The following is a 19616-nucleotide window of genomic DNA, read 5'->3' as shown; positions in this document are numbered from 1 at the left end:
ATGTCAACATAGACGTATGTCAAATCCACTGCCCGTCGTCGACGTCACCGGCGCAGCCTGCTGCGCACCGCTGGCACGCTCCCCGATCAGCGAGACGGATGCGGAGCGCGTGGCGGTCATGTTCAAGGCGCTGGGCGACCCCGTGCGACTGAGGCTGTTCTCCAACATCGCCTCCGCCGAGGGTGGCGAGGCCTGTGTGTGCGACATCCAGGACGTCGGCGTCTCGCAGCCGACCGTCTCCCACCACCTCAGGAAGCTGCGCGAGGCCGGGCTGCTCGAGTCCGAACGACGTGGGAGCTGGGTGTACTACCGGGTTGATCCCGACGTCCTCGCCGTCATGGCCGAGCTGCTCGCGCCGGTCAGCGCCTGATCCGGCCGGCAGCAGCCCACGACGCCCTCGGGCTCGGACCCGGGGGGCCGCCGCTACAGCTCGATCGTGAGCTGCCTCCGGTGGAAGTCGTAGTGCTGCATGCCGTACGCGTACACGTCGGCCAGCGTCATCGTGTCCCGGAAGAAGGGGTCCCAGCCGAGCGGGAAGTGCATCCGTCGACCGAGCGCTTCAGCTGACTCGGCGTCGAGCCGGCGGTGCAGCCGCGAGATGGTGTGGTCGAGCTGTCGGGTGAGCCGTGGACCGCGGAAGACGAGCGCGCCGCCGACGGACCCGAGGAAGTTGACGTGGTGGAACGGTCCCGTCGCGGCGTCGAGCATCGCCGCGAAGGCCCGACTGAACCCGTCGGGTAGCCGCCCGAACATCCGCACCAGCGGGAGCAGCCGTCGCACGATGAGGAAGCCGAAGGCCATGTGCCACAGCAGCTGACCGTTGGTCCACCGGGTCCCACGAGTGGAGCGACGGAGATCGTCCGGGCCGGCGCCGGCGACCAGGTCTCGGAAGTCGGCACGAACTCTGTCCAGATCAGCGTGGATGCGCTGGCGTTCGGTCGATGCCAGGGGGGCCGTGGGAGGGGCCATGGGACCAGTCTCGCGCGGTGAGCACGATCGCGGAAGGGAGTCCCTCGCCGATGGCCGCGCCAGCCGACCGCGTCGCGTCAGGCGTTGACCGGCGTGACGTCCAGGGACTCGAGCAGGCCGAGGATGCGCTGCTTGATCCCGTCACGGATGGGCCGCACCGCTTCGATGCCCTTGCCGGCGGGGTCCGTGAGCTCCCAGTCCTCGTAGCGCTTGCCGGGGAAGATCGGGCACGTGTCGCCGCACCCCATGGTGATAACGACGTCGGACTCCTTGACCGCCTCTGTCGTGAGGATCTTGGGGGTCTCGGCGGTGATGTCGATGCCCTCCTCGGCCATGGCGGCAACAGCCGAGGGGTTGACCTGGTCGGCGGGAGCGGATCCCGCAGAGCGGACCTCGACGGCGCCGCCGGAGAGGTGGGCGAGGTAGGCGGCGGCCATCTGGGAGCGGCCGGCGTTGTGGATGCAGACGAACAGGACGGACGGCTTGTCGGTCATGAGTGCTCCTGGGTCGAGGGTGGGGGAGGGTCAGATGCCGAGGTCGCGGAGCAGCCGGGTGACGCGGCCCTGGATGTCGTCGCGGATGTCGCGGACGGTCTCGATGGGCTGGCCGGAGGGGTCGACGACGTCCCAGTCCTCGTACCGCTTGCCCGGCAGGATCGGGCAGGCGTCGCCGCAGCCCATCGTGATGACGACGTCCGCGGCGCGTACGACGTCGTCCGACAGCGGCTTCGGGTAGGCCTCGGAGAGATCGATCCCGCGCTCCTTGAGGACGGCGATGGCGGTGGCGTTGACCTCACCGACAGGGGCTGAGCCGGCCGAGCGGACGTGGACACGACCGCCGGACAGGTGCTGGGCCAGTGCCGCGGCGATCTGGGACCGCCCCGCGTTGTGGACGCAGACGAAGAGCAGCTCAGGGACCTGCTTGGTGATCCGACCCTCGGCCTGAGCGGCCGCCGTCAGCTGAGTGGTGGCGTACCTGGCGGTGAGGATCGGCAGGTACGTGGGGATCCTGGACACCGGCTCGAGGGCGGCTCGGGCATCTGCGACGGCCTGCGCCACCGACTCCTTGGAGAAGACCCCGTCGTACTTGTACGTCAGGTCCTCGACGATCCGGTCGTAGTCGGGTCCGCCGGCGGGAGTGTCAGTGCGCATCGACCAGGTTGCCTTCCGTGAGGGGACGGGTGAGCTCGGACAGCGCTGCGGCGCCGACGGGTTCGCTGGCCAGCAGCGGCAGGACGGCCACGCGCTGGCAGAGCTCCGTCACGCGGGTGAGCGGCTCCGCCTCGGCGTGGGCGCGGGCCTGCAGGAACGGCGAGCTCGGCCCTGCCGCGGCCAGGCTGCCGTTGACGACCCAGGCCCAGGGGGTGATGCCGGCCCGGACGAGGTCGTCCTGCAGCTCCTCGGCCTCGAGCACCGGGGTCGTCTCGGGAAGGCTGACGATGACGACCTTGGTCTGGGCCGGGTCCTGCAGCCGCATGAGCGGGGTCACGAAGTGCGCGCCCTCGCTCATCTGCCGGGTGATCTCACGGTGGTACGAGCCGGTCGCGTCGAGCAGGAGCAAGGTGTGCCCGGTCGGCGCGGTGTCGAGCACGACGAACTGCTTCCGGGCTCGGAACACGACGTGGGAGAACTGCTGGAAGACCGCGACCTCGTCGGTGCACGGCGACTTGAGGTCCTCGGCCAGCACGGCTCGACCGGCATCATCCAGGGCCTTGCCCTTGCTCGCCATGACCCGGGTGCGATAGCCCTCGATCGCCACCTCGGGGTCGATGCGCTCGACGGTGAGGTGCGGGGCCTCGGCCTGCAGGGTCTCGTTCAGGTGTGCCGCCGGGTCGGTCGTCGTGAGCAGCACCTCGTGGCCCCTGGAGGCGAGCTCGAGTGCGAGCGCAGCGGCGACGGTGGTCTTGCCGACCCCGCCCTTGCCCATGCACATGACGAGCCCGTGACCGTCGCTCTCGACCTCGTCCACGAGATGTCGCAGGCCTGTGAAGCCCGCGGGCAGCGAGGCGATCTCAGCGTCGGGTGCCGGCTGGGACCGCGCCCCGGGGTCGAAAAGGGCCCGGAGCGCGGGCAGGCCCACGGTGTTGACGGCCAGCAGCGGCACGGTCGTCCGAGGCAGCGCCGCCAGGGCGTCGGGGACGGCTTCGAGGGCGGCTTCCTCACGGACACGGACCGCTTGGGCCAGCTCGTCCGCGGGGGTGCCTGAGACGGCATACGCCGGCATGACACCGTTCACGACGAGGTGGGCGTTCGTCATGCCCAGCTCGTGCAGCTCCGCGTACGTCCTCGCGGCCTCGCGGATCGAGGACCCCTGCGGACGCGTCACGAGCACGAGGCGGGTACGCGTGGGGTCCGTCAGCGCGGCCAGAGCGCCGGCATAGTCGTGGCGCCGACGATCCAGGCCGGCCACGGGTCCGAGGCACGACACGTCGCCCTTGCCGTCGGACAGGTAGGTGGTCCACTCCCCCGGCAGCTGCAGCAGTCGCACGGTGTGCCCCGTGGGCGCGGTGTCGAAGAGGACGTGGTCGTACGCAGCGGTGGCGGACTCGTCGGCGAGCAACGACGCGAACTCGTTGAACGAGGCGATCTCGGTCGTGCACGCACCGGACAGCTGTTCCGTCATCGCGGAGATCTCCGCCGCGGGCAGCAGGTCGCGCACCGGGTCGATGATGGTGGCACGGTACGCGTCGACCGCCTGCTGAGGGTCGATCTCGAGGGCGTCCAGGCCCGGGACGGTCGGCACCGGTGTGATCGTGTTGCCGATGCCGACCCCGAAGACCTGTCCGACGTTCGAGGCCGGGTCGGTGCTCGTCAGCAGGACCCGCTTGCCCTGCCCCGCGAGGCGTACCGCCGTGGCGCAGGCCAGCGAGGTCTTGCCGACGCCGCCCTTGCCGGTGAAGAAGAGGAACCGCGGCAGGTCGTCGAGGAACGGCAGGCGAGGCATCAGCACGGTGCGGACTCGTGCGCCGGCAGGTCAGGCATGGCGCGACCCGGCAGCCTGCGTGAGCGGCGCGCCCGGACTGCCGGGCCGAGCGGTGAAGCGCTTGCGCAGGGCGAGGCTGACGTAGACCAGCGCGACGAGGGCCGGGACCTCGATGAGGGGGCCGACGACGCCGGCGAGGGCCTGCCCGGAGGCCGCGCCGAAGGTCGCGATGGCCACGGCGATCGCCAGCTCGAAGTTGTTGCCCGCCGCCGTGAACGCGAGCGTCGCCGTGCGCTCGTAGCCGAGTCCGAGGCCCGCTCCGAGCCCGAAGCCGCCGCCCCACATCAGGGCGAAGTAGACGAGCAGGGGCAGCGCGATGCGCACGACGTCGAGCGGCTGCGAGGTGATGGCCTCACCCTGGAGGGCGAAGAGGATGACGATCGTGAAGAGCAGGCCGTAGAGCGCCCAGGGGGCGACCCTCGGGATGAACTTCGTCTCGTACCAGTCCCGCCCACGCGCCCGCTCCCCGATACGGCGGGACAGGAAACCTGCCAGCAGCGGGATGCCGAGGAAGATGAGCACGGACCGGGCGATGTCCCACGTCGACGCGTCGATGCCGGTCTGCTCGAGGCCGAGCCACCCGGGCAGCACCGAGAGGTAGAACCACCCCAGCCCGGCGAAGGCCACGACCTGGAAGACGGAGTTGATCGCGACGAGCACCGCGGCCGCCTCGCGATCCCCGCACGCGAGGTCGTTCCAGATGATGACCATGGCGATGCAGCGGGCGAGCCCGACGATGATGAGGCCGGTGCGGTAGGCGGGCAGGTCGGGCAGGAAGATCCACGCCAGGGCGAACATCAGGGCCGGTCCGAGGACCCAGTTGAGGAACAGCGAGCTCAGCAGGAGGCGCTTGTCGCCGGTCACCGAGTCAAGCCGGTCGTAGCGGACCTTGGCGAGGACGGGATACATCATGACGAGCAGGCCGAGGGCGATCGGCAGCGAGACGCCGTCGACCTCCACGCGCGCGAGGCCGTCGCCGAGCCCGGGGACGAGACGCCCGAGCAGCAGGCCGGCCAGCATGGCCAGCCCGATCCACACCGGCAGGAAGCGGTCGAGCGTCGAGAGCTTCGCCGCCACGGGGTCATGCGGCGCGGGCGTGCCTCCGGACATGCTCCCGGGTGTGGTCTCGGGCGGGGCGCTGGGGCTGGGCGGGTTGGTCACCGGAGTCCTTCGAACGGGCGGGGTCACTGCCAGACGCATCGACGGTGGTCGATACTCCAACGTTGCAGCCTCATCGGTGTGTGTCAATATGGATCATCGTCGATGCCGGTGAACGGAGGGTGAACCCGTGAGCGTGACCACGCTGAGCACCACCCCGCAGGAGATCTCCGCCTGCGGCACTGCGCCCGTCGAGCCCCTCGACCGCACGGAGGCCGACCGCCGGGCAGCGCTGCTCAAGGCGCTCGCCGACCCGGTGCGCCTCCAGCTGCTCAGCATCATCAGCGCCTCGCCCGGCCGCGAGGCGTGCGTGTGCGACATGACCGAGGCCGTCCAGGTGTCGCAGCCGACGGTCAGCCACCACCTCAAGACCCTCGTCGACGCCGGCATCCTCAGCCGAGAACGCCGGGGCAGCTGGGCCTGGTTCCGGCTCGACGTCGAGCAGCTCGCCGCCGTGCGCGGCTTCCTGGCCTAGGTCGACGGCTCGCGCCTCACATCTCCTCGTGCGTGTTCGGGTCGCCGCCGAAGAGACGCCCGTCCTCACGCCCGAGGGCGGAGATCGCGGCGACCTCGTCCTGGCTCAGCTCGAAACCGAAGACGTCGAGGTTGGCGCGCTGCCGCTCGGCGTCCGACGACTTCGGCAGCGGAACCACTCCGAGCTGCACGTGCCAGCGCAGTATCGCCTGCGCCGGCTCGACGCCGTGCGCCTCGGCGGCCGCGGCCACCGGGTCGGCGGCGAAGGGCGCGTTGCGCTTGCCGAGCGGGCTCCACGCCTCGGTGACGATGCCGAGGCGTTCGTGCACCGCCCGTAGGCGGTCCTGCGGGAAGAGCGGGTGCAGCTCGACCTGGTTGAGCGCCGGCGTCACGCCGGTGGCCTCGATGACGTCGGCGAGGTGCTGCTCGGTGAAGTTGCTGACGCCGACGGACCGCACGAGCCCGCGCTCGCGGCACTCGACGAGCGCGCGGTAGGCGTCGACGTACAGGCCAACGCTCGGGTTGGGCCAGTGGATGAGCGCGACGTCCACCCGCTCGAGGCCGAGGCGCTCGAGCGACTCCTCGACGGAGGCGATGGCGCGGTCGTACGCGTGGTCGCGGCCGGGCACCTTCGTCTGGACGACGATCTCGTCGCGGGGCACGCCGGACCGGCGGATCGCCTCGCCCACCTCCGCCTCGTTGCCGTAGTTGACGGCCGTGTCGAGCAGCCGGTAGCCGGCCTCGAGCGCGGTCACCATGGCGCGTATGCCGTCCTCCCCCGTGAGGGGGTACGTGCCGAAGCCGGTGGCGGGGAGGGTCGTGCCGTCGCCGAGGGTGCGTGTCGGAACCTGCGTCATGGGTCCCAACCTAGGCACTCGGGGCGTCGGGGGCGAGGGTCGTGACGACGAACACCTCTCCCGTGATCCGCATGACCCGGCGAGCCTGAAGCGAGCGGGCCTCAGCCGGTCGGGCGTGGCCGGCGCTGCGCGAGGTACTCCTGGGGCATGCCCGGGCCCGGCTGCACCCGCACGTCGTCGGCGTCCACCGGGCCGCACGTGGCACAGACGACGGCCTGGGTGACGGCGTCGCCGCACGTGTCGTGGCGGTAGAGGATCGGCGGCCCGTCGGGGGCCGCCCAGCGGTCGCCCCACTGGGTCAGCGCGATGAGCGCGGGCGCCAGGTCGCGGCCCTTGTCGGTCAGGACGTACTCGAACTGCTCGGGGCGCTCGGAGTAGCGGCGCCGCTCCATGACGCCCGTCTCGACGAACGCGTCGAGGCGGGCCTTGAGGATGTTGGTGGCGACGCCGAGGTTGTGCTGGAAGTCGCTGAAGCGGGTCACCCCGGCGAAGAGCGCGTCGCGCACGATGAGCAGGCTCCACCGCTCGCCCACCACCTCGAGGGCGCGGGCGATGGAGCACACCTGCTGGTCGTACGTCCTGCCGAGCACGAACCCATCCTACCCAAGTGCTTGCATCATGAAAGCACCCGGTCCTACAGTGACTTGCATGATGCAAGTGACTGTCACCACCGGGTGACGGCACCGATGGATGGGAGCAGGACCATGAGCACCGACCTCACCTTGTCGTTCACCGTCGACCAGACGCCCGAGCAGGCCTTCGCCGCCATCACCGACGTCCGCGCCTGGTGGTCGGGCACGATCGAGGGGCCCACCGACCGCCTCGGGGCGGAGTTCTCCTACTCCGTGCCCGACATCCACTGGTCGACGTTCCGGATCACCGAGCTCGAGCCCCACCGGAGGGTCAGCTGGCTGGTGCTCGACGCGTGGCTGTCCTTCACCGAGGACCACGAGGAGTGGAAGGGCACGACCGTCACCTTCGAGGTGTCCGAGACCGACGACGGGACCCGCGTCCGCTTCACCCACGTGGGGCTCTCGCCCGAGCAGGAGTGCTACGAGGTGTGCCACACGGCCTGGGGCCAGTACGTCCTCGGCAGCCTGCGCTCGCTCGTCGAGTCCGGGGCCGGTCGGCCCAACTCCTTCGAGGGCCAGGACAAGCTCGACGCCGCCCTCGCCGGCACGGTCGCCCTCCCGGGCTGAGCCCGGGGTGGTCACGTGAGCCCGCCCCGCCACGACCGGGGCGGGCTCACGCGCGTGCCGCAGCGGCCGGTCGCCCTGCCGCGGGAGGATGATCGGTGCACCCCTGCGAGCGCAGGGGTGGTCGAGGAGGAGGACGACGCACCGATGGCCGAGGACCGCGGACGTTTCCCACGCTCCGTCTTCGAGGAGGGCGAGGACCCGGACCCCCGCTTCAGCCTCGCCAACGAGCGCACCTTCCTCGCATGGATCCGCACCGGCCTGGCCTTCGTGGCGGCGGGGCTCGCCGTCGAGGCCCTGCAGCTGCCCGTGACCGAGTGGCTGCGGGTCACGATCTCCGTCCTGCTCGTGCTCGCCGGCATCGCCGCGACGGCGCAGGCCTGGCTCTCGTGGGTGCGCACCGAGCGCGCGATGCGTCACCTCGCGCCCCTGCCGTCCTCGGGGCTCAAGCTGCCGATCGCGGTGCTGCTCGGGCTCGTCGCCCTCGCCGTCGTCGTCGGGCTGCTGCTGTGACCTCCCCCGCCGACCCCGGTCTGCAGGCGGAGCGCACGTCGCTCGCCTGGCGGCGCACGGCGCTCTCGGTCGCCGTCGGCTCGCTCATCGGCCTGCGCGTGCTCCCGCAGCAGCTCGGACCGACGGGGTATGCCGTGGCGGGACTCGGCCTGGTGTGGAGCGCCGACCTCGCCCTGACGGCACGACGCCGCTACCGCGACGGCCGCCGCCTGCTGCGCACCGGTGACGGCCGCGACCCCCGAGCCGTCGCCGCCCCGACGCTGGCCCGCACGGCCGCCACCGCGGGGGTCGTCGCGGTCTCGGCCCTGGTCCTCGTCCTCGTGATCGCGCTCCGCTGACGCCGCGACCCCGGATGCCGCGCCCCCTCTCCCCCACGGCATCCGGGGTCGGCGACGTCAGGGAGCGGGCTGGGCGACCGGCGGGTCCGTGACCGTGGCGCCGGCGGATCCGCCTGTGGGACGGAGCTTCTCGCCCTCGATGTCGACGTCGGGCATCGCCCGGTCGAGCCAGCGCGGCAGCCACCACGCCTTGTCGCCGAGGAACGACATGACGGCCGGCACGAGCGACAGGCGCACGACGAAGGCGTCGACGGCGACACCGAACGCGAGCGCGAAGCCCATCGACTTGATGATCGGGTCCTCGACGAGGACGAAGCCGGCGAAGACCGACATCATGATGAGCGCCGCCGCGACGACGACGCGTGCGCCGTGGCCCACGCCCGCGACGACCGCCTCACGCGCGGTCTCGCCGTGCACGAAGTCCTCGCGCATCCGCGAGACGAGGAAGACCTCGTAGTCCATCGCGAGACCGAACAGGATGCCGATGAGCAGGATGGGGAGGAAGCTGACGAGCGGACCCGCGGTGTCGAGCCCGACGAGCGACGACAGCCACCCCCACTGGAAGATCGCGACCGTCGCGCCGAACGCCGCGCCGATCGTCAGCAGGAAGCCGAGCGTCGCCTTGAGCGGCACGAGCAGCGAGCGGAACATCAGCATGAGCAGCACGAAGCCGAGCCCGACGACGACGAGCAGGTAGATGGGAAGAGCGGCGGACAGCTTGTCGGACACGTCGACGCCGACGGCCGTGACACCGGTGACGGAGATCTCGGCGCCGGTGGCCGCGGACGTCACGGCGAGCGACGAGCGCAGGTCGCGCACGAGGTCGACGGTCGCCTGGGCGGTCGGCCCCGACTTCGGGATGACGGCGAGGATCGTGGTCCGCCCGTCGGCGCTCGTCTGCCCGGGTGCGACCGCGAGCACGCCCGGCAGGGCGGAGGCGGCCTTCGCGGCGCCGGCCGCGGCCTGCTGCGCCTGCTGCGGGGTGTCGCCGTGGACGACCATGACGAGCCTGCCGTTGAAGCCCTCGCCGAAGCCCTCGGAGATGAGGTCGTACGCCACGCGCTTGCTGCTCGTGACCGGCGCGGTGCCGTCGTCGGGCAGGGCGAGACGCATGTCGGCGGCCGGGAGGGCGACCGCGCCGAGGAGCACGACGCCGGCGACGAGCACCGGCACGCGGTGGCGGACCGTGAACCGGCCCCAGGCGAAGCCGCGGTTGCCGGCACGCTCGTCGAGGTCGGTCCCGAACCCCTCGTCGCGGTCGGCCCGACGCTGGCGTCGGGACAGCACGCGGTCGCCCGCGAAGCCGAGCAGGGCCGGCAGCAGCGTCACCGCCACGAGGACGGCGACGAGGACGGTCCCGGCGGCGGCGAGACCCATCGCGGTCAGGAACGGGATGCCGACGACGGACAGACCCGCAAGGGCGATGATCACCGTCAGGCCGGCGAAGACCACGGCGGTGCCCGCGGTGCCCACGGCCCGGGCGGCGGCCTCCTGGCGCTCGAGGCCGAGGGCGAGGTTGTGCCGGTAGCGCGAGGTGATGAAGAGCGAGTAGTCGATGCCGACGGCGAGACCCAGCATGAGGGCCAGCACCGGCGTGACGCTCGAGAGCTCGACGGCGTGCCCGACGATGAGCAGGCCGATCATGCCGACGCCCACGCCGACGAGCGCGTTGACCATCGTCATGCCGGCCGCGACGAGCGAGCCGAAGGTGATGACGAGCACCACGAGAGCCACGAGCACACCGATGCCCTCGGTCGAGCCGATCTCGGGGGTGGCGAGCAGGGGCTCGCCGCCCGCGGCCACCGTCCACCCGGCCGGGGCGTCCTCGCCGAGGGCCTCGTAGGCGGCGCGCTGGTCGGCGCTGAGCTCGTCGGCCGTCCGGTCGAACTGCACGGTGACGAGGCCGTAGCGCCCGTCCTGGCTGATCGCCTTGGTGTCGAACGGGCTCAGCGCGCCGACGACCCCGGGGACCTTCGAGGCCCGCGCCACGACGTCGTCGACGACGGCCTTGGAGGCGGGCGCCACGAGGGTCTGCCCCTCCGGCGCCCGGACGACGACGGTGCCGGACGCGCCGCTCGCCTGCGGGAACTCCTGTGCGAGCGCCTCGAGCGCGCGCTGGGACTCGGTGCCGGGGATCGTGACGCTCGAGGTCGGTGCGCTGCCGAGTGCCAGCAGCACCCCGGCGAGCACGGCGAGCAGGACGAACCAGGCAGACGCGACGACGCCGCGACGTCCGAACGCGAAGCGTCCGATCCGGTAGAGCAGGGTGGCCATCGGGGTGACTCCAGGGGCTCGAAGTGGCTCGCAGTGGCTCGCCGCGACGGGGGCGCGAGCTCGAGGTGGTGGTGCGGATCGACCGGGCGTCGCTGACCGTCCGATCAAAGTTAACCGATCGGCTAAGTGACTGACAAGCCGATCGGCTAGCTCCGCTAGGGTGACGCGCACCACCTCCCAGCGGGCCCCAGCGGCTCGCCCGGTGGGCACGGCCGCCAGCACACGGCATACGACACCGGTCCCCGACACCCGACGCGACGGAGGCGACCATGGCTCGACCCCAGGCCCCGCGGGGCCACGGCCGGCGGCGCGTCATCGACGCCGCCGTCGAGCTCTTCGCCGTGCACGGGGTCAGCGGCACGTCGCTGCAGATGATCGCCGACGACCTCGGGGTCACGAAGGCCGCCGTCTACTACCAGTTCCACGCCAAGGAGGACATCGTCCTCGCCGTCCTCGAGGAGGCGCTCGTCGACATGACGGCCTTCGTCACCGCAGCGGAGTCGCTGCCCACCCCCGACGGGGCGGCGATGGCGGCGCTGCGCGGGCTCGTCGACCTCATGATCGGCCACCGCAAGGTCGTCGCGGCGCTCATGCGCGACCCCGAGGTCGAGCGCATCATGGCGGCCCACGACGACCTCACCTCGCTCGTCGGACGACTGACCTCACTGCTGCTCGGCCCCACGCCCGACCTGCGCCGCCGCATCGCCGTCTCCGTCGTCGGTGCCGGCGTCGCCGCGGCCGGCATCGACCCGAAGCTCGACGACGTCGACGACGAGACACTGCGCGCCGAGCTGCTCGAGCTCGGGCCTGCCTGGCTGTCCCGAGCCTGAGCGCACCCGGTCAGAGATCGCTGAGGTCGACCGAGGTCAGTCCCCAGATGACGAGCACGTCGAGGGCGATGATGACGATCCCCCAGAGCGGGTAGTACGGCAGCCAGAGGAAGTTCGCGAGCGCCGAGAGCACGGCGAGCGCGACGCCGACCGACCGGGCCAGGACGTTGCCGGTGAAGATGAACCCGCCGGCGACGGCCGCGCACAGGCCGATGATCATGTGGAACCATCCCCACGCCGTCGCGTTGAAGGTGAAGAGGTAGTTCGGCGTCTTGACGAGGAAGTCGTTGCCGTTGACGACGGCGATGAGGCCCTCGATGAACTGGAACACGCCGACGACGAGCATGATCGTCGCGGCGAACGTGCTCGCACCGGCCGCCCAGAGCGTGCGCGCGCGACGGGTGGGAGCGGTGGGGGTGGCGCCGGCCATGGCGTTCTCCGTTCGGTTGGTGGTGCCTGGTTGTGGTTGGTTCTGGCGGTTTCTGCGCCAGGTCTGGGGTCGATCTGGTGGTGCTGTCGGTGGGGACCTCAGGCGAAGACCCCTTCGCGGAGCTCCTCGCGGACGCGGACCGCGGCCTGGATGGCCTGCATCTGCTCGTCGGTGCACTCGAGGCCGTAGACGTCGCGGACGAACTCCGGCAGGTCGGCCCGGTAGTCGTGGGCCCAGGCCCTGAACTCGCCCGGCAGCTGGGCGTTCTTCATGTCGATGAGGGTCTGGAAGAACGTCGTGACGGGACGCCACCGCATCCCTGCAGGTATGCCGCGTGGTGACCGCAGCGTCACGTCCTCGCGACGCGGGCGGCCGGGTCCGAGCCAGGGCGGTCTGCGGTTGAGCAGGTCGGGACCGAACTTCGTCACGCCGTCGTTGTCGTGGCTGAGCAGCACGTAGCGCAGCCGGTCCCGTGCCTCCTGGCCCAGGGCCACGAGCTGCTCGTGGTCGTTGACGACGGCGACGAGGCTCGTGTCGACGTCGGGCCGCGGGGCGCCGGTGACCTCGTGCATCCACTTGCTGCCGCCGGGCGTCCCGATCCACAGGGCCCGGTCTATGCCGAGCGCCTGCGGGCCGAGGGTCCCCCAGCCGAGCAGCACGTCCTGGCTCGTGTGCGCACCGAGCGACTCGCCGAAGAGCACGACCTCGGGCCGCTCGTCCGGGGGCATGGCGCGCACCCGCTCGAGGATGCGCAGCCAGAGCAGCCGGTTCTGCTGGCGGGCGTCGCGGACCTTGCCGAGCGAGAGCGGCGACGGGCGCTTGGAGTACTGCATCGTGACGCTCGCGACGTCACCGCGGGTGAGGTACTGCGCGGCGGCGATGGCGACGTAGTTGACGTAGCCCGTCCCGGTCGGAGACACGAGCATGAGCATCGACCGGGACCACGCGTCGGTCCGGTCCATCTCGGCGATCGCGAGCTCGACGCGCTCGGTGGGGGTCGGTGCGCTGTCGAGGCCGACGAACACCTGGACGGGGTGGGCGCGGGCGGGCTCGCCCATGACCGTCGCGATGGACAGGTCGGGCGGTGTCCTGCCGTCGGGGAGGGCCTGCGGGTTGGCTACGGGCGCGGGTCGCACGTAGGTGACGGCGTGCCGCCGGCCCTCACGCCCGAGGGAGTCCCACGACACCAGGCTCGCCGGGTCGCCACTGGTCATCGGATCGGTCCAGACGCCGGGTGCCGCGCGCATCCACGGGTCCACCGTGGTCGTCACGGCCTCGATGCGCTGCATGGCGCGGGTCCAGAGGGCACTGACGACGACGCCGGCCCCGGCCACGAAGACGGCGTGCGAGGCCAGCTGCCAGGCGAGCCCGGCACCGGGCGTCTGGCCCGGGGCGAGGCGCCGCACCTGCTCGGCGGTCCATCGTTCGACCCAGCCGGCCCCGTAGAGGACCGCGAGCACGCCGCCGCCGGCGGCGAGACCCTTGAGCGTGGGCACGTCGTCGACCGTGTCGAGCCCGGCTTCCGAGCCGGTCCGCCGGGTCCGCTCGAGGACGGCAGACGTCGCCAGGCCGACGGGGATCGACAGGGGCAGCGCCGCGAGGCGCCCGTCGGCGCCGATGGCCCGGTCGAGCCGGCGCACCCCGGCGGTGGCGCCGATGAGGACCGAGCCACAGAGGGCCGCGGATCCCATCCGCCAGGCGCCCTGCCGCAGGACGCCCTCCCTGGCCGTGGCGACACCCCGCCGGTCGAGGTAGGCCGCGAGGCCGAGTCCCAGCGGCGCCATCGCCAGCTCGCAGCCCAGGGCAGCCGCCGAACGGCGCCGGTCCTCGGACCACGCGTCGGGGAACACGACCCACGACGCCGCCGCCCCGGCGACGACGTCGATGACGTCCTGTGCCGTGAGGGCGAGCAGGTAGCTCGACCCGCTCGAGAGTCCGGTGATGATGCCCTGGTCGGCCCACGAGCGTTTCGACAACGACGGCGCGAGGGTCGACGGCGTCACGAAGGAGGCCATGACGAGGCCGACCTTCTGTCCTGTGTGGACGAAGTCAGACTGCTCCATGGGCCCTCCCGGCGCTCGACCGGTCGCGGACCGACCTGACGTCGCGCCCGCTCCTGCTCCGAGCATGGTCACGTCGGGAGTCGTTGCGGTCACCCCTCAAGGGTGATCTTCGTGCGGGACGGGAGGCCTTCTGCGCCAAGGGGTGCCCACGCGGGCCGGGGGTGAGCATCATGGGTCCATGACTGCGAACGCCGAGGTCGAGCCAGCGCCTGTCGCCACCCACCTGGAGTCCACGGACGGGAGGTCGTTCGTGGCTCGGGGCCCGGCGAGCGAGCGTCCGTTGGCGGGCGACTACCTCGAGCTGGACGGCGAGGACGGTGTGCTCGCCTTCGTCGAGGACGTCTCGAGCGACGGCCTCGGCTTCGCGGCGACCGGTACGCTGGTGCAGGTCGGCTCCGGTGCGCAGGCGCGGCCGGCGGACGCCGCCTGGCACGACGTCGCGGTACGCCCGACGCGCCCCGACGCCGTCCATCGCCTCCTGTCGGGCACCGACCCGGAGCTGCACCTCGGCCAGCTCGCCGGCCAGGACTCGGTCGGCGTCGCCCTCGTGCCCAACCGACTCAACCGGCACACCTTCTGGTGCGGCCAGAGCGGCTCCGGCAAGACGTACGCCCTCGGCGTGCTCCTCGAGCGCATCCTCGTCACGACCCGGCTGCCCATGGTCGTCTTCGACCCCAACAGCGACTTCGTGCGGCTGCACGAGCAGGCCGTCGAGCCGGGCTCGGACCAGGCACGCGCGCTGCAGGAGCGCGAGGTCGTCGTCCTGCGGCCCGACGACCCCGACTCACCGCTGCGCGTGCGCTTCACCGAGCTGACGTCGCGGGCCAAGGCCGCGGTGCTGCGGCTGGACCCGGTGGTCGACCGCGCTGAGTACAACGCGCTCCTGCGCCTCTTCGACGGCGAGTTCAACACCGTCGAGGCCGGACAGATCGTGCCCTACCTGCGCTCGCTCGGGGACCCGGACGCCGAGGCCCTGGCCCAGCGCCTCGAGAACCTCGGTGTCGTCGAGTGGACGAAGACGTGGGCGTTCGGCGCGACCCCTGCGACCGAGGTCATCGCCCGCCGACCGGCGGCAACCGTGCTCGACCTCGGCGGCTACGACCGGTCCGAGGAGCAGCTCGCCGTCGCCCTCGCCGTCCTCGACGACCTCTGGGCCCGCCGCGGGGAGCGTCGCCCGCTGCTCATCGTCGTCGACGAGGCGCACAACCTGTGCCCGCCCGACCCGGAGACCCCGCTCGGGGTCGCGGTGCGCGACCGTCTGATCCAGATCGCCGCCGAGGGCCGCAAGTACGGGCTGTGGCTGCTCCTGTCGACCCAGCGCCCGTCCAAGGTGCACCCCGGGATCGTGTCGCAGTGCGACAACCTCACCCTGATGAGGATGAACTCACGCGACGACCTCGAGCAGCTCGCGTCCGTGTTCGGCTTCGTCCCCCGCGGGCTGATCGCGCAGGCGGCGCGCTTCCGCCAGGGCGAGGCCCTCCTGGCCGGTGGCTTCGTGCCCATGCCGAGCGTCGTGCGGGTGCGCGGACGCGTCACCCCGCAGGGCGGCACCGACGTCCCGGTGCCGATGCCTTGAGGGCTGCGGGAACCAGGGGGCGATCGGCGGTCAGGCGCCCGGGGACGTCGGGGACGTCGGCGACGACGGGGACGACGGGGACTTCGGCAGGAGGGCGGGGAAGGCGATGGCCTCGCCCTCGATGCGCAGCCGCAGCTCGGTGCCCTTGGCGGCGATGAACGCGTTCGAGTGGCGGATGCTGATGATCTCGCCACCTCGCGCGAGCGCCGATGTCTCGCAACCGGGTTCGCGGCTCGACGTCAGCTCGAGCCGGACCGTGCTCTCGGGGCCGAAGTAGTCGGTGTCGACGACGACGCCGCGGATCGGGCCGTGCTCGTCGACGCGGATCTGCTCCGGCCGGAGCATGAGCTGGACGCGGCCGCGCAGCGACGTCTTCGCGACCGGGACGGCCCCGAGCGAGCACGTGGCGGTATCGCCGTCGACCCACGCCTCGAGCATCACCGCGTCACCGAGGAACTCGGCCGTGGCGCGGTCGACCGGCCGAGTGTAGACCTCGAGCGGGCTGTCGACCTGCGCGAGCAGGCCGTCGCGCATCACGGCGACCTGGTCGGCGAAGCTGAGCGCCTCCGCCTGGTCGTGGGTCACGAGGACGGTCGTGATGCCGGCGTCGCGGAGCACCTTGGCCACGGTGCGTCGGGTCGCCACCCGCAGGCCCGCGTCGAGGGCCGAGAACGACTCGTCGAGGAGCATCAGCTCCGGCTCACGGGCGAGGGCCCGCGCGAGCGCCACGCGCTGTTGCTGCCCACCCGAGATCTCGTGCGGGCGCCGTGCCGCGAGCGCGCTGTCCAGCGAGACCATCTCGAGCAGCTCGGCGACTCGTGCCCGTGCGGCCTTGCGGCCACCGGACAGGGCCGAGGTGTCGATGCCGAAGGCGATGTTCTGGCCGACGGTCAGGTGCGGGAAGAGGGCGCCGTCCTGGGCGACGTAGCCGACGTCGCGGTGGTGCGCCGGGACCCAGGCGTCGGCGCTCGCGAGCGCACGCCCGCTCAGGGTCACCGCGCCCGCGTCGGCACGCTCGAAGCCGGCGATGAGCCGCAGCAGGGTGGTCTTGCCCGAGCCCGACGGGCCGACGATCGCGGTGGTGCTGCCGGGGTCGACCGACAGCGTGACGCCGCGCAGCACCTGCTGCGGGCCGAAGCTCTTGGTCAGGCCGCTGACCTCGAGGCGGCCCCGCGCCGACGGGTCGTGGTAGCCGACCCGTGGGCTGGGGGTCGACGGGGATGTCGTGGTCATTGTCCGGCCGCTTTCTTCGACTGCTGGAAGAGCAGGTAGGTCATCGGCGCCGAGAGCACGACCATGAGGAGGGCGTACGGCGCGGCGCCGGCGTAGTCGATCTCGCTGCTCTTGGCCCAGAACTCCGTCGCGAGCGTGGTGGTGCCGTTCGGGGCGAGCAGCAGGGTCGCCGTCAGCTCGTTGACGATGGCGAGGAACACGAGCGCCGCCCCTCCGGCCGCCGCCGGTGCCGTGAGCCTGAGCGTCACCCGGACGAAGGCGCCGAAGGGGCGCACACCGAGCGCCTGGGCCGCCTCCTCGAGCTCGCGCGGAGCCTGCGCGAGCCCCGAGCGCAGGCTGACGAGGGCACGGGGCAGGAAGAGCAGCACGTAGGCGGCGACGAGGACGACGGCCGTCTGGTAGAACGCCGGCAGGAACCGGATGCTCACGGTGACGAAGGCGAGGCCGACGACGATGCCGGGCATCGAGCTCGTGATGTAGTTGGACAGCTCGAGCGAGCGGGTGAACCAGCTCGGGCGCCGCACGGCGAGGAAGGCCATCGGGAAGGCCACGAGTGTCGTCGCGGCCGCACCGGCCACGCCGTACAGCAGCGTCTGGAGCAGGGCCGGGATGATCTCCTCGGGCACCCAGATCTCCGAGCCGCCGAGCACCACCCACCGGAGCACGAACCACATCGGGACGCCGACGGCGAGCACGACGAGGAGCAGCAGCGCGAGCTGCGCCGGCACGTGGAGCCCGCCCAGCGGCATACGCCCCGGGGCGGCCTGCCCGCCGGAGCCGACGCGGGCGTAGCGAGCGGTGCCGCGACTGCGCACCTCGGCGACGAGCAGCAGGAGGCACAGGACGACGAGCACGCTGGCGAGCATGTTGCCGGCGGCGCCGTTGAAGGTCGACTGGTACTGCACCATGATCGCCGTCGTGAAGGTGTCGAACCGGATCATCGCGAAGGCGCCGTACTCGGCCAGCAGGTGGAGGCCGACGAGCAGCGCGCCCCCGGTCATCGCGAGCCTCAGCTGTGGGAGCACGACCCGTCGGAAGACCTGCCACGGCCCGAGCCCGAGCGAGGCCGCCGACTCCTCGAGCGACGGGTCGAGGCGGCTCAGGGTCGCCGCAGCTGGGATGTAGACGAGCGGGAAGTACGACAGCACCGAGATGAGCACGCCGGCCGAGAGGCCGGCGAGGGACGGGACGGCCGACACCCAGCCGTAGCTGTTGACGAACGCCGGGATGGCGAGCGGCGCCGCCAGCGCGAGCGCCCAGAACCTGTTGCCGCGCAAGCTCGTTCGCTCGACGAGCCACGCGCCACCGACTCCGAGGGCGAGGCACAGGGGAATCGAGAAGAACATGAGCAGGATCGTGTTGAGCAGCAGCTCGCCGACCCGCGCCCGGAAGATCAGGGCGACCGCGGCATCCCATCCCGTCGCCACCGTCATTGCGATGACGTAGCCGAGGGGCACGAGCGAGAAGAGAGCGATGAGCACGGCGATGACCGCCAGGACGGGCGGCCGCCGACGCCCGGACGCCGGACCCGGGCGGGTGCCCGGGCCCGGCGTGAGAGCCGTGCCGGCGCCGGTCGCGCGGTGCGCGCCCGGTCCGGTGAGGTCGGTGGTCACCCGAGAACTACAGCAGACCCGCCTTGGTCATCAGATCGGTGACCGTGGCGGAGTTGAGCTGGGCGGGGTCGACCGTCGGGGCCTGGAGGTCCTTCAGGGGCACGAGCGCCGGGTTCGACGGCACGTCGGAGCCGACGGCGTACTCGAAGGAGGTGCCCTTCTGCAGCACCTCCTGGCCGGCCTTGCCGGTGACGAACTTCAGGAAGGACTGAGCGGCAGCGGCATTCTTCGACGACTTCAGCACGCCACCGCCGGAGACCGAGACGAAGGCGCCCGGGTCCTGGTTCCTGAAGTAGTGGGTGCCGACGTTGGCCGAGTTCTCGCCCGTCTTGGCCTGGTCGCCGTAGTAGTAGTAGTGGTAGATCAGCGCGGTCTCGACCTCGCCGGAGTTGACCGCCTTCATCGCGGTGCTGTTGCCCTTGTAGGCCTTGGCGTTGGTCTTCATCGCGGTCAGCCAGTCGTTCGTGACGGCCTCGCCCTTGAGCTCGAGCAGGGCCGAGACGATGGCCTGGAAGTCGGCGCCGGACGGCGACGCGGCCCAGCGGCCCTTCCACTCCGGCCTGGCGAGGTCGAGCATCGAGGCGGGGAGCTGGTTCTCCTGGATCGTCCGCTTGTCGTAGACGAGGACCGTCGAGCGGGCCGCGATGCCCGTCCACTTGCCCGTGGACGGGCGGAAGCCGGCTGGAACCTGGGCGAGGGTGGCCTGGTCGACGTCGGCGAAGAGCCCGGCGTTCTCGACCTGCGTCATGGCGGGGCTGTTCTCGGTGAGGAAGACGTCGGCCGGCGATGCCGCGCCCTCCTGCATGATCTGGTTGGACATCTCGGTGTCGTCGCCGTTGCGCACGGTCACCTCGATGCCGGTCTGCTTCGTGAACGCGTCGACCCACTCCTTGGTGAGGCTCTCGTGCTGCGCGTTGTAGACGGTGATGCTGCCCGTGCCGGCGCTCGAGCCGCCGTCCGCGGACGAACCGGAGCCGCAGGCCGTCAGGGCGAGGGCACCGGCCGCCGCGATGGCGACGCCGATGGAGGTATGGGGGCGGGAGGTCATGTGAGCTGCCTTCGTGATCCGGAAAGGCGTGCCGGGCTCGTCCGAGGCACGCCTGAGTAGGT

At 71.8% G+C, this 19616-nt stretch carries 20 protein-coding genes; 7 read left to right on the top strand and 13 right to left on the bottom strand.

What is annotated here, in order from left to right:
• The first annotated feature begins 16 nt into the window (after positions 1-16).
• A complete protein-coding gene (locus ASD90_RS05325) occupies positions 17-370 on the top strand; it encodes a helix-turn-helix transcriptional regulator (RefSeq protein ID WP_056752552.1) in 354 nt (117 codons plus the stop codon).
• A gap of 53 nt (positions 371-423) precedes the next feature.
• Here ASD90_RS05325 and ASD90_RS05320 read toward each other — a convergent pair whose 3' ends face one another.
• The 5 genes from ASD90_RS05320 to arsB form a co-directional block, all read right to left on the bottom strand.
• On the bottom strand, positions 424-969 hold the full coding sequence (locus ASD90_RS05320) for a DinB family protein (protein ID WP_056752549.1): 546 nt from the start codon (positions 967-969) through the stop codon (positions 424-426).
• Between the two features lie 77 nt (positions 970-1046).
• Positions 1047-1463: an arsenate reductase ArsC gene (locus ASD90_RS05315; RefSeq protein ID WP_056752547.1), complete on the bottom strand. Its 417-nt coding sequence runs from the start codon at positions 1461-1463 to the stop codon at positions 1047-1049.
• A 30-nt stretch (positions 1464-1493) separates the two neighbouring features.
• Positions 1494-2120, bottom strand: a complete 627-nt coding sequence (locus ASD90_RS05310) for an arsenate reductase ArsC (RefSeq protein WP_056752544.1) — start codon at positions 2118-2120, stop codon at positions 1494-1496.
• Positions 2110-3912: an arsenical pump-driving ATPase gene (gene arsA / locus ASD90_RS05305; protein ID WP_056754476.1), complete on the bottom strand. Its 1803-nt coding sequence runs from the start codon at positions 3910-3912 to the stop codon at positions 2110-2112. The genes ASD90_RS05310 and arsA overlap by 11 nt, the downstream gene beginning before the upstream one ends.
• Before the next feature lie 30 nt (positions 3913-3942).
• Complete coding sequence (gene arsB / locus ASD90_RS05300; RefSeq protein ID WP_056754474.1) at positions 3943-5061, bottom strand: ACR3 family arsenite efflux transporter; 1119 nt, start codon at positions 5059-5061, stop codon at positions 3943-3945.
• 178 nt (positions 5062-5239) lie between these two features.
• Here arsB and ASD90_RS05295 point away from each other — a divergent pair, with 178 nt between their 5' ends.
• On the top strand, positions 5240-5584 hold the full coding sequence (locus ASD90_RS05295; protein WP_056752541.1) for a helix-turn-helix transcriptional regulator: 345 nt from the start codon (positions 5240-5242) through the stop codon (positions 5582-5584).
• A gap of 16 nt (positions 5585-5600) precedes the next feature.
• Here the strand turns inward: ASD90_RS05295 and ASD90_RS05290 are convergent, their stop codons facing one another.
• Both ASD90_RS05290 and ASD90_RS05285 read right to left on the bottom strand, forming a co-directional pair.
• A complete protein-coding gene (locus tag ASD90_RS05290; protein ID WP_056752538.1) occupies positions 5601-6440 on the bottom strand; it encodes an aldo/keto reductase in 840 nt (279 codons plus the stop codon).
• 101 nt (positions 6441-6541) lie between these two features.
• Positions 6542-7030 carry a helix-turn-helix domain-containing protein gene (locus tag ASD90_RS05285; protein ID WP_056752533.1) on the bottom strand — a complete coding sequence of 163 codons (489 nt, stop codon included), beginning with the start codon at positions 7028-7030 and terminating at the stop codon, positions 6542-6544.
• 114 nt (positions 7031-7144) lie between these two features.
• Between ASD90_RS05285 and ASD90_RS05280 the strand changes: the two genes are divergently transcribed.
• Genes ASD90_RS05280 through ASD90_RS05270 form a run of 3 tightly spaced genes read left to right on the top strand, consistent with a single transcriptional unit; the run spans position 7145 to position 8487 of the window.
• Positions 7145-7639, top strand: coding sequence for an SRPBCC domain-containing protein (locus tag ASD90_RS05280; protein WP_056752530.1), 495 nt, complete (start codon positions 7145-7147; stop codon positions 7637-7639).
• A 15-nt stretch (positions 7640-7654) separates the two neighbouring features.
• Complete coding sequence (locus tag ASD90_RS05275; protein WP_369793566.1) at positions 7655-8149, top strand: YidH family protein; 495 nt, start codon at positions 7655-7657, stop codon at positions 8147-8149.
• Positions 8146-8487: a DUF202 domain-containing protein gene (locus ASD90_RS05270; protein ID WP_056752528.1), complete on the top strand. Its 342-nt coding sequence runs from the start codon at positions 8146-8148 to the stop codon at positions 8485-8487. The genes ASD90_RS05275 and ASD90_RS05270 overlap by 4 nt, the downstream gene beginning before the upstream one ends.
• A gap of 57 nt (positions 8488-8544) precedes the next feature.
• On the opposite strand, the gene ASD90_RS05265 is transcribed toward ASD90_RS05270, so the two are convergent.
• Complete coding sequence (locus ASD90_RS05265) at positions 8545-10761, bottom strand: MMPL family transporter (RefSeq protein ID WP_056752524.1); 2217 nt, start codon at positions 10759-10761, stop codon at positions 8545-8547.
• A 269-nt stretch (positions 10762-11030) separates the two neighbouring features.
• Here ASD90_RS05265 and ASD90_RS05260 point away from each other — a divergent pair, with 269 nt between their 5' ends.
• Entirely contained in the window at positions 11031-11591 is a 561-nt protein-coding gene (locus ASD90_RS05260) for a TetR/AcrR family transcriptional regulator (RefSeq protein WP_056752522.1), read from the top strand.
• A 10-nt stretch (positions 11592-11601) separates the two neighbouring features.
• Here the strand turns inward: ASD90_RS05260 and ASD90_RS05255 are convergent, their stop codons facing one another.
• Together ASD90_RS05255 and ASD90_RS05250 are read right to left on the bottom strand one after the other, a co-directional pair.
• Complete coding sequence (locus ASD90_RS05255; protein ID WP_056752520.1) at positions 11602-12021, bottom strand: hypothetical protein; 420 nt, start codon at positions 12019-12021, stop codon at positions 11602-11604.
• Between the two features lie 98 nt (positions 12022-12119).
• Complete coding sequence (locus ASD90_RS05250) at positions 12120-14084, bottom strand: alpha/beta-hydrolase family protein (RefSeq protein WP_056752519.1); 1965 nt, start codon at positions 14082-14084, stop codon at positions 12120-12122.
• Between the two features lie 178 nt (positions 14085-14262).
• Here ASD90_RS05250 and ASD90_RS05245 point away from each other — a divergent pair, with 178 nt between their 5' ends.
• Positions 14263-15660 (top strand): ATP-binding protein, encoded by a 1398-nt coding sequence (locus tag ASD90_RS05245; RefSeq protein ID WP_082588491.1) that lies wholly within the window; start codon positions 14263-14265, stop codon positions 15658-15660.
• 30 nt (positions 15661-15690) lie between these two features.
• Here the strand turns inward: ASD90_RS05245 and ASD90_RS05240 are convergent, their stop codons facing one another.
• The 3 genes from ASD90_RS05240 to ASD90_RS05230 are packed head-to-tail and all read right to left on the bottom strand — an operon-like array spanning position 15691 to position 19554.
• A complete protein-coding gene (locus tag ASD90_RS05240; RefSeq protein WP_200958534.1) occupies positions 15691-16893 on the bottom strand; it encodes an ABC transporter ATP-binding protein in 1203 nt (400 codons plus the stop codon).
• On the bottom strand, positions 16890-18506 hold the full coding sequence (locus tag ASD90_RS05235; protein WP_200958533.1) for an iron ABC transporter permease: 1617 nt from the start codon (positions 18504-18506) through the stop codon (positions 16890-16892). Before ASD90_RS05235 ends, ASD90_RS05240 begins: the two co-directional genes overlap by 4 nt.
• A gap of 7 nt (positions 18507-18513) precedes the next feature.
• Positions 18514-19554, bottom strand: coding sequence for an iron ABC transporter substrate-binding protein (locus ASD90_RS05230; RefSeq protein WP_056752517.1), 1041 nt, complete (start codon positions 19552-19554; stop codon positions 18514-18516).
• Between the last annotated feature and the right edge of the window lie 62 nt (positions 19555-19616).

It is taken from the genome of Terrabacter sp. Root181 (assembly GCF_001428505.1).
GTDB lineage: Bacteria > Actinomycetota > Actinomycetes > Actinomycetales > Dermatophilaceae > Terrabacter.
Note: the sequence above shows the minus strand (reverse complement) of the source record. Positions and strands in the feature narration are given on the sequence as shown.

Excerpts from the sequence above, each read along its gene's own strand:
- ASD90_RS05325 (WP_056752552.1), top strand. The coding sequence starts at position 17 with ATGTCAAATCCACTGCCCGTCGTCGACGTCACCGGCGCAGCCTGCTGC.
- ASD90_RS05320 (WP_056752549.1), bottom strand. The coding sequence starts at position 969 with ATGGCCCCTCCCACGGCCCCCCTGGCATCGACCGAACGCCAGCGCATC.
- ASD90_RS05315 (WP_056752547.1), bottom strand. The coding sequence starts at position 1,463 with ATGACCGACAAGCCGTCCGTCCTGTTCGTCTGCATCCACAACGCCGGC.
- ASD90_RS05310 (WP_056752544.1), bottom strand. The coding sequence starts at position 2,120 with ATGCGCACTGACACTCCCGCCGGCGGACCCGACTACGACCGGATCGTC.
- arsA (WP_056754476.1), bottom strand. The coding sequence starts at position 3,912 with ATGCCTCGCCTGCCGTTCCTCGACGACCTGCCGCGGTTCCTCTTCTTC.
- arsB (WP_056754474.1), bottom strand. The coding sequence starts at position 5,061 with ATGTCCGGAGGCACGCCCGCGCCGCATGACCCCGTGGCGGCGAAGCTC.
- ASD90_RS05290 (WP_056752538.1), bottom strand. The coding sequence starts at position 6,440 with ATGACGCAGGTTCCGACACGCACCCTCGGCGACGGCACGACCCTCCCC.
- ASD90_RS05280 (WP_056752530.1), top strand. The coding sequence starts at position 7,145 with ATGAGCACCGACCTCACCTTGTCGTTCACCGTCGACCAGACGCCCGAG.
- ASD90_RS05265 (WP_056752524.1), bottom strand. The coding sequence starts at position 10,761 with ATGGCCACCCTGCTCTACCGGATCGGACGCTTCGCGTTCGGACGTCGC.
- ASD90_RS05260 (WP_056752522.1), top strand. The coding sequence starts at position 11,031 with ATGGCTCGACCCCAGGCCCCGCGGGGCCACGGCCGGCGGCGCGTCATC.
- ASD90_RS05255 (WP_056752520.1), bottom strand. The coding sequence starts at position 12,021 with ATGGCCGGCGCCACCCCCACCGCTCCCACCCGTCGCGCGCGCACGCTC.
- ASD90_RS05250 (WP_056752519.1), bottom strand. The coding sequence starts at position 14,084 with ATGGAGCAGTCTGACTTCGTCCACACAGGACAGAAGGTCGGCCTCGTC.
- ASD90_RS05245 (WP_082588491.1), top strand. The coding sequence starts at position 14,263 with ATGACTGCGAACGCCGAGGTCGAGCCAGCGCCTGTCGCCACCCACCTG.
- ASD90_RS05240 (WP_200958534.1), bottom strand. The coding sequence starts at position 16,893 with ATGACCACGACATCCCCGTCGACCCCCAGCCCACGGGTCGGCTACCAC.
- ASD90_RS05230 (WP_056752517.1), bottom strand. The coding sequence starts at position 19,554 with ATGACCTCCCGCCCCCATACCTCCATCGGCGTCGCCATCGCGGCGGCC.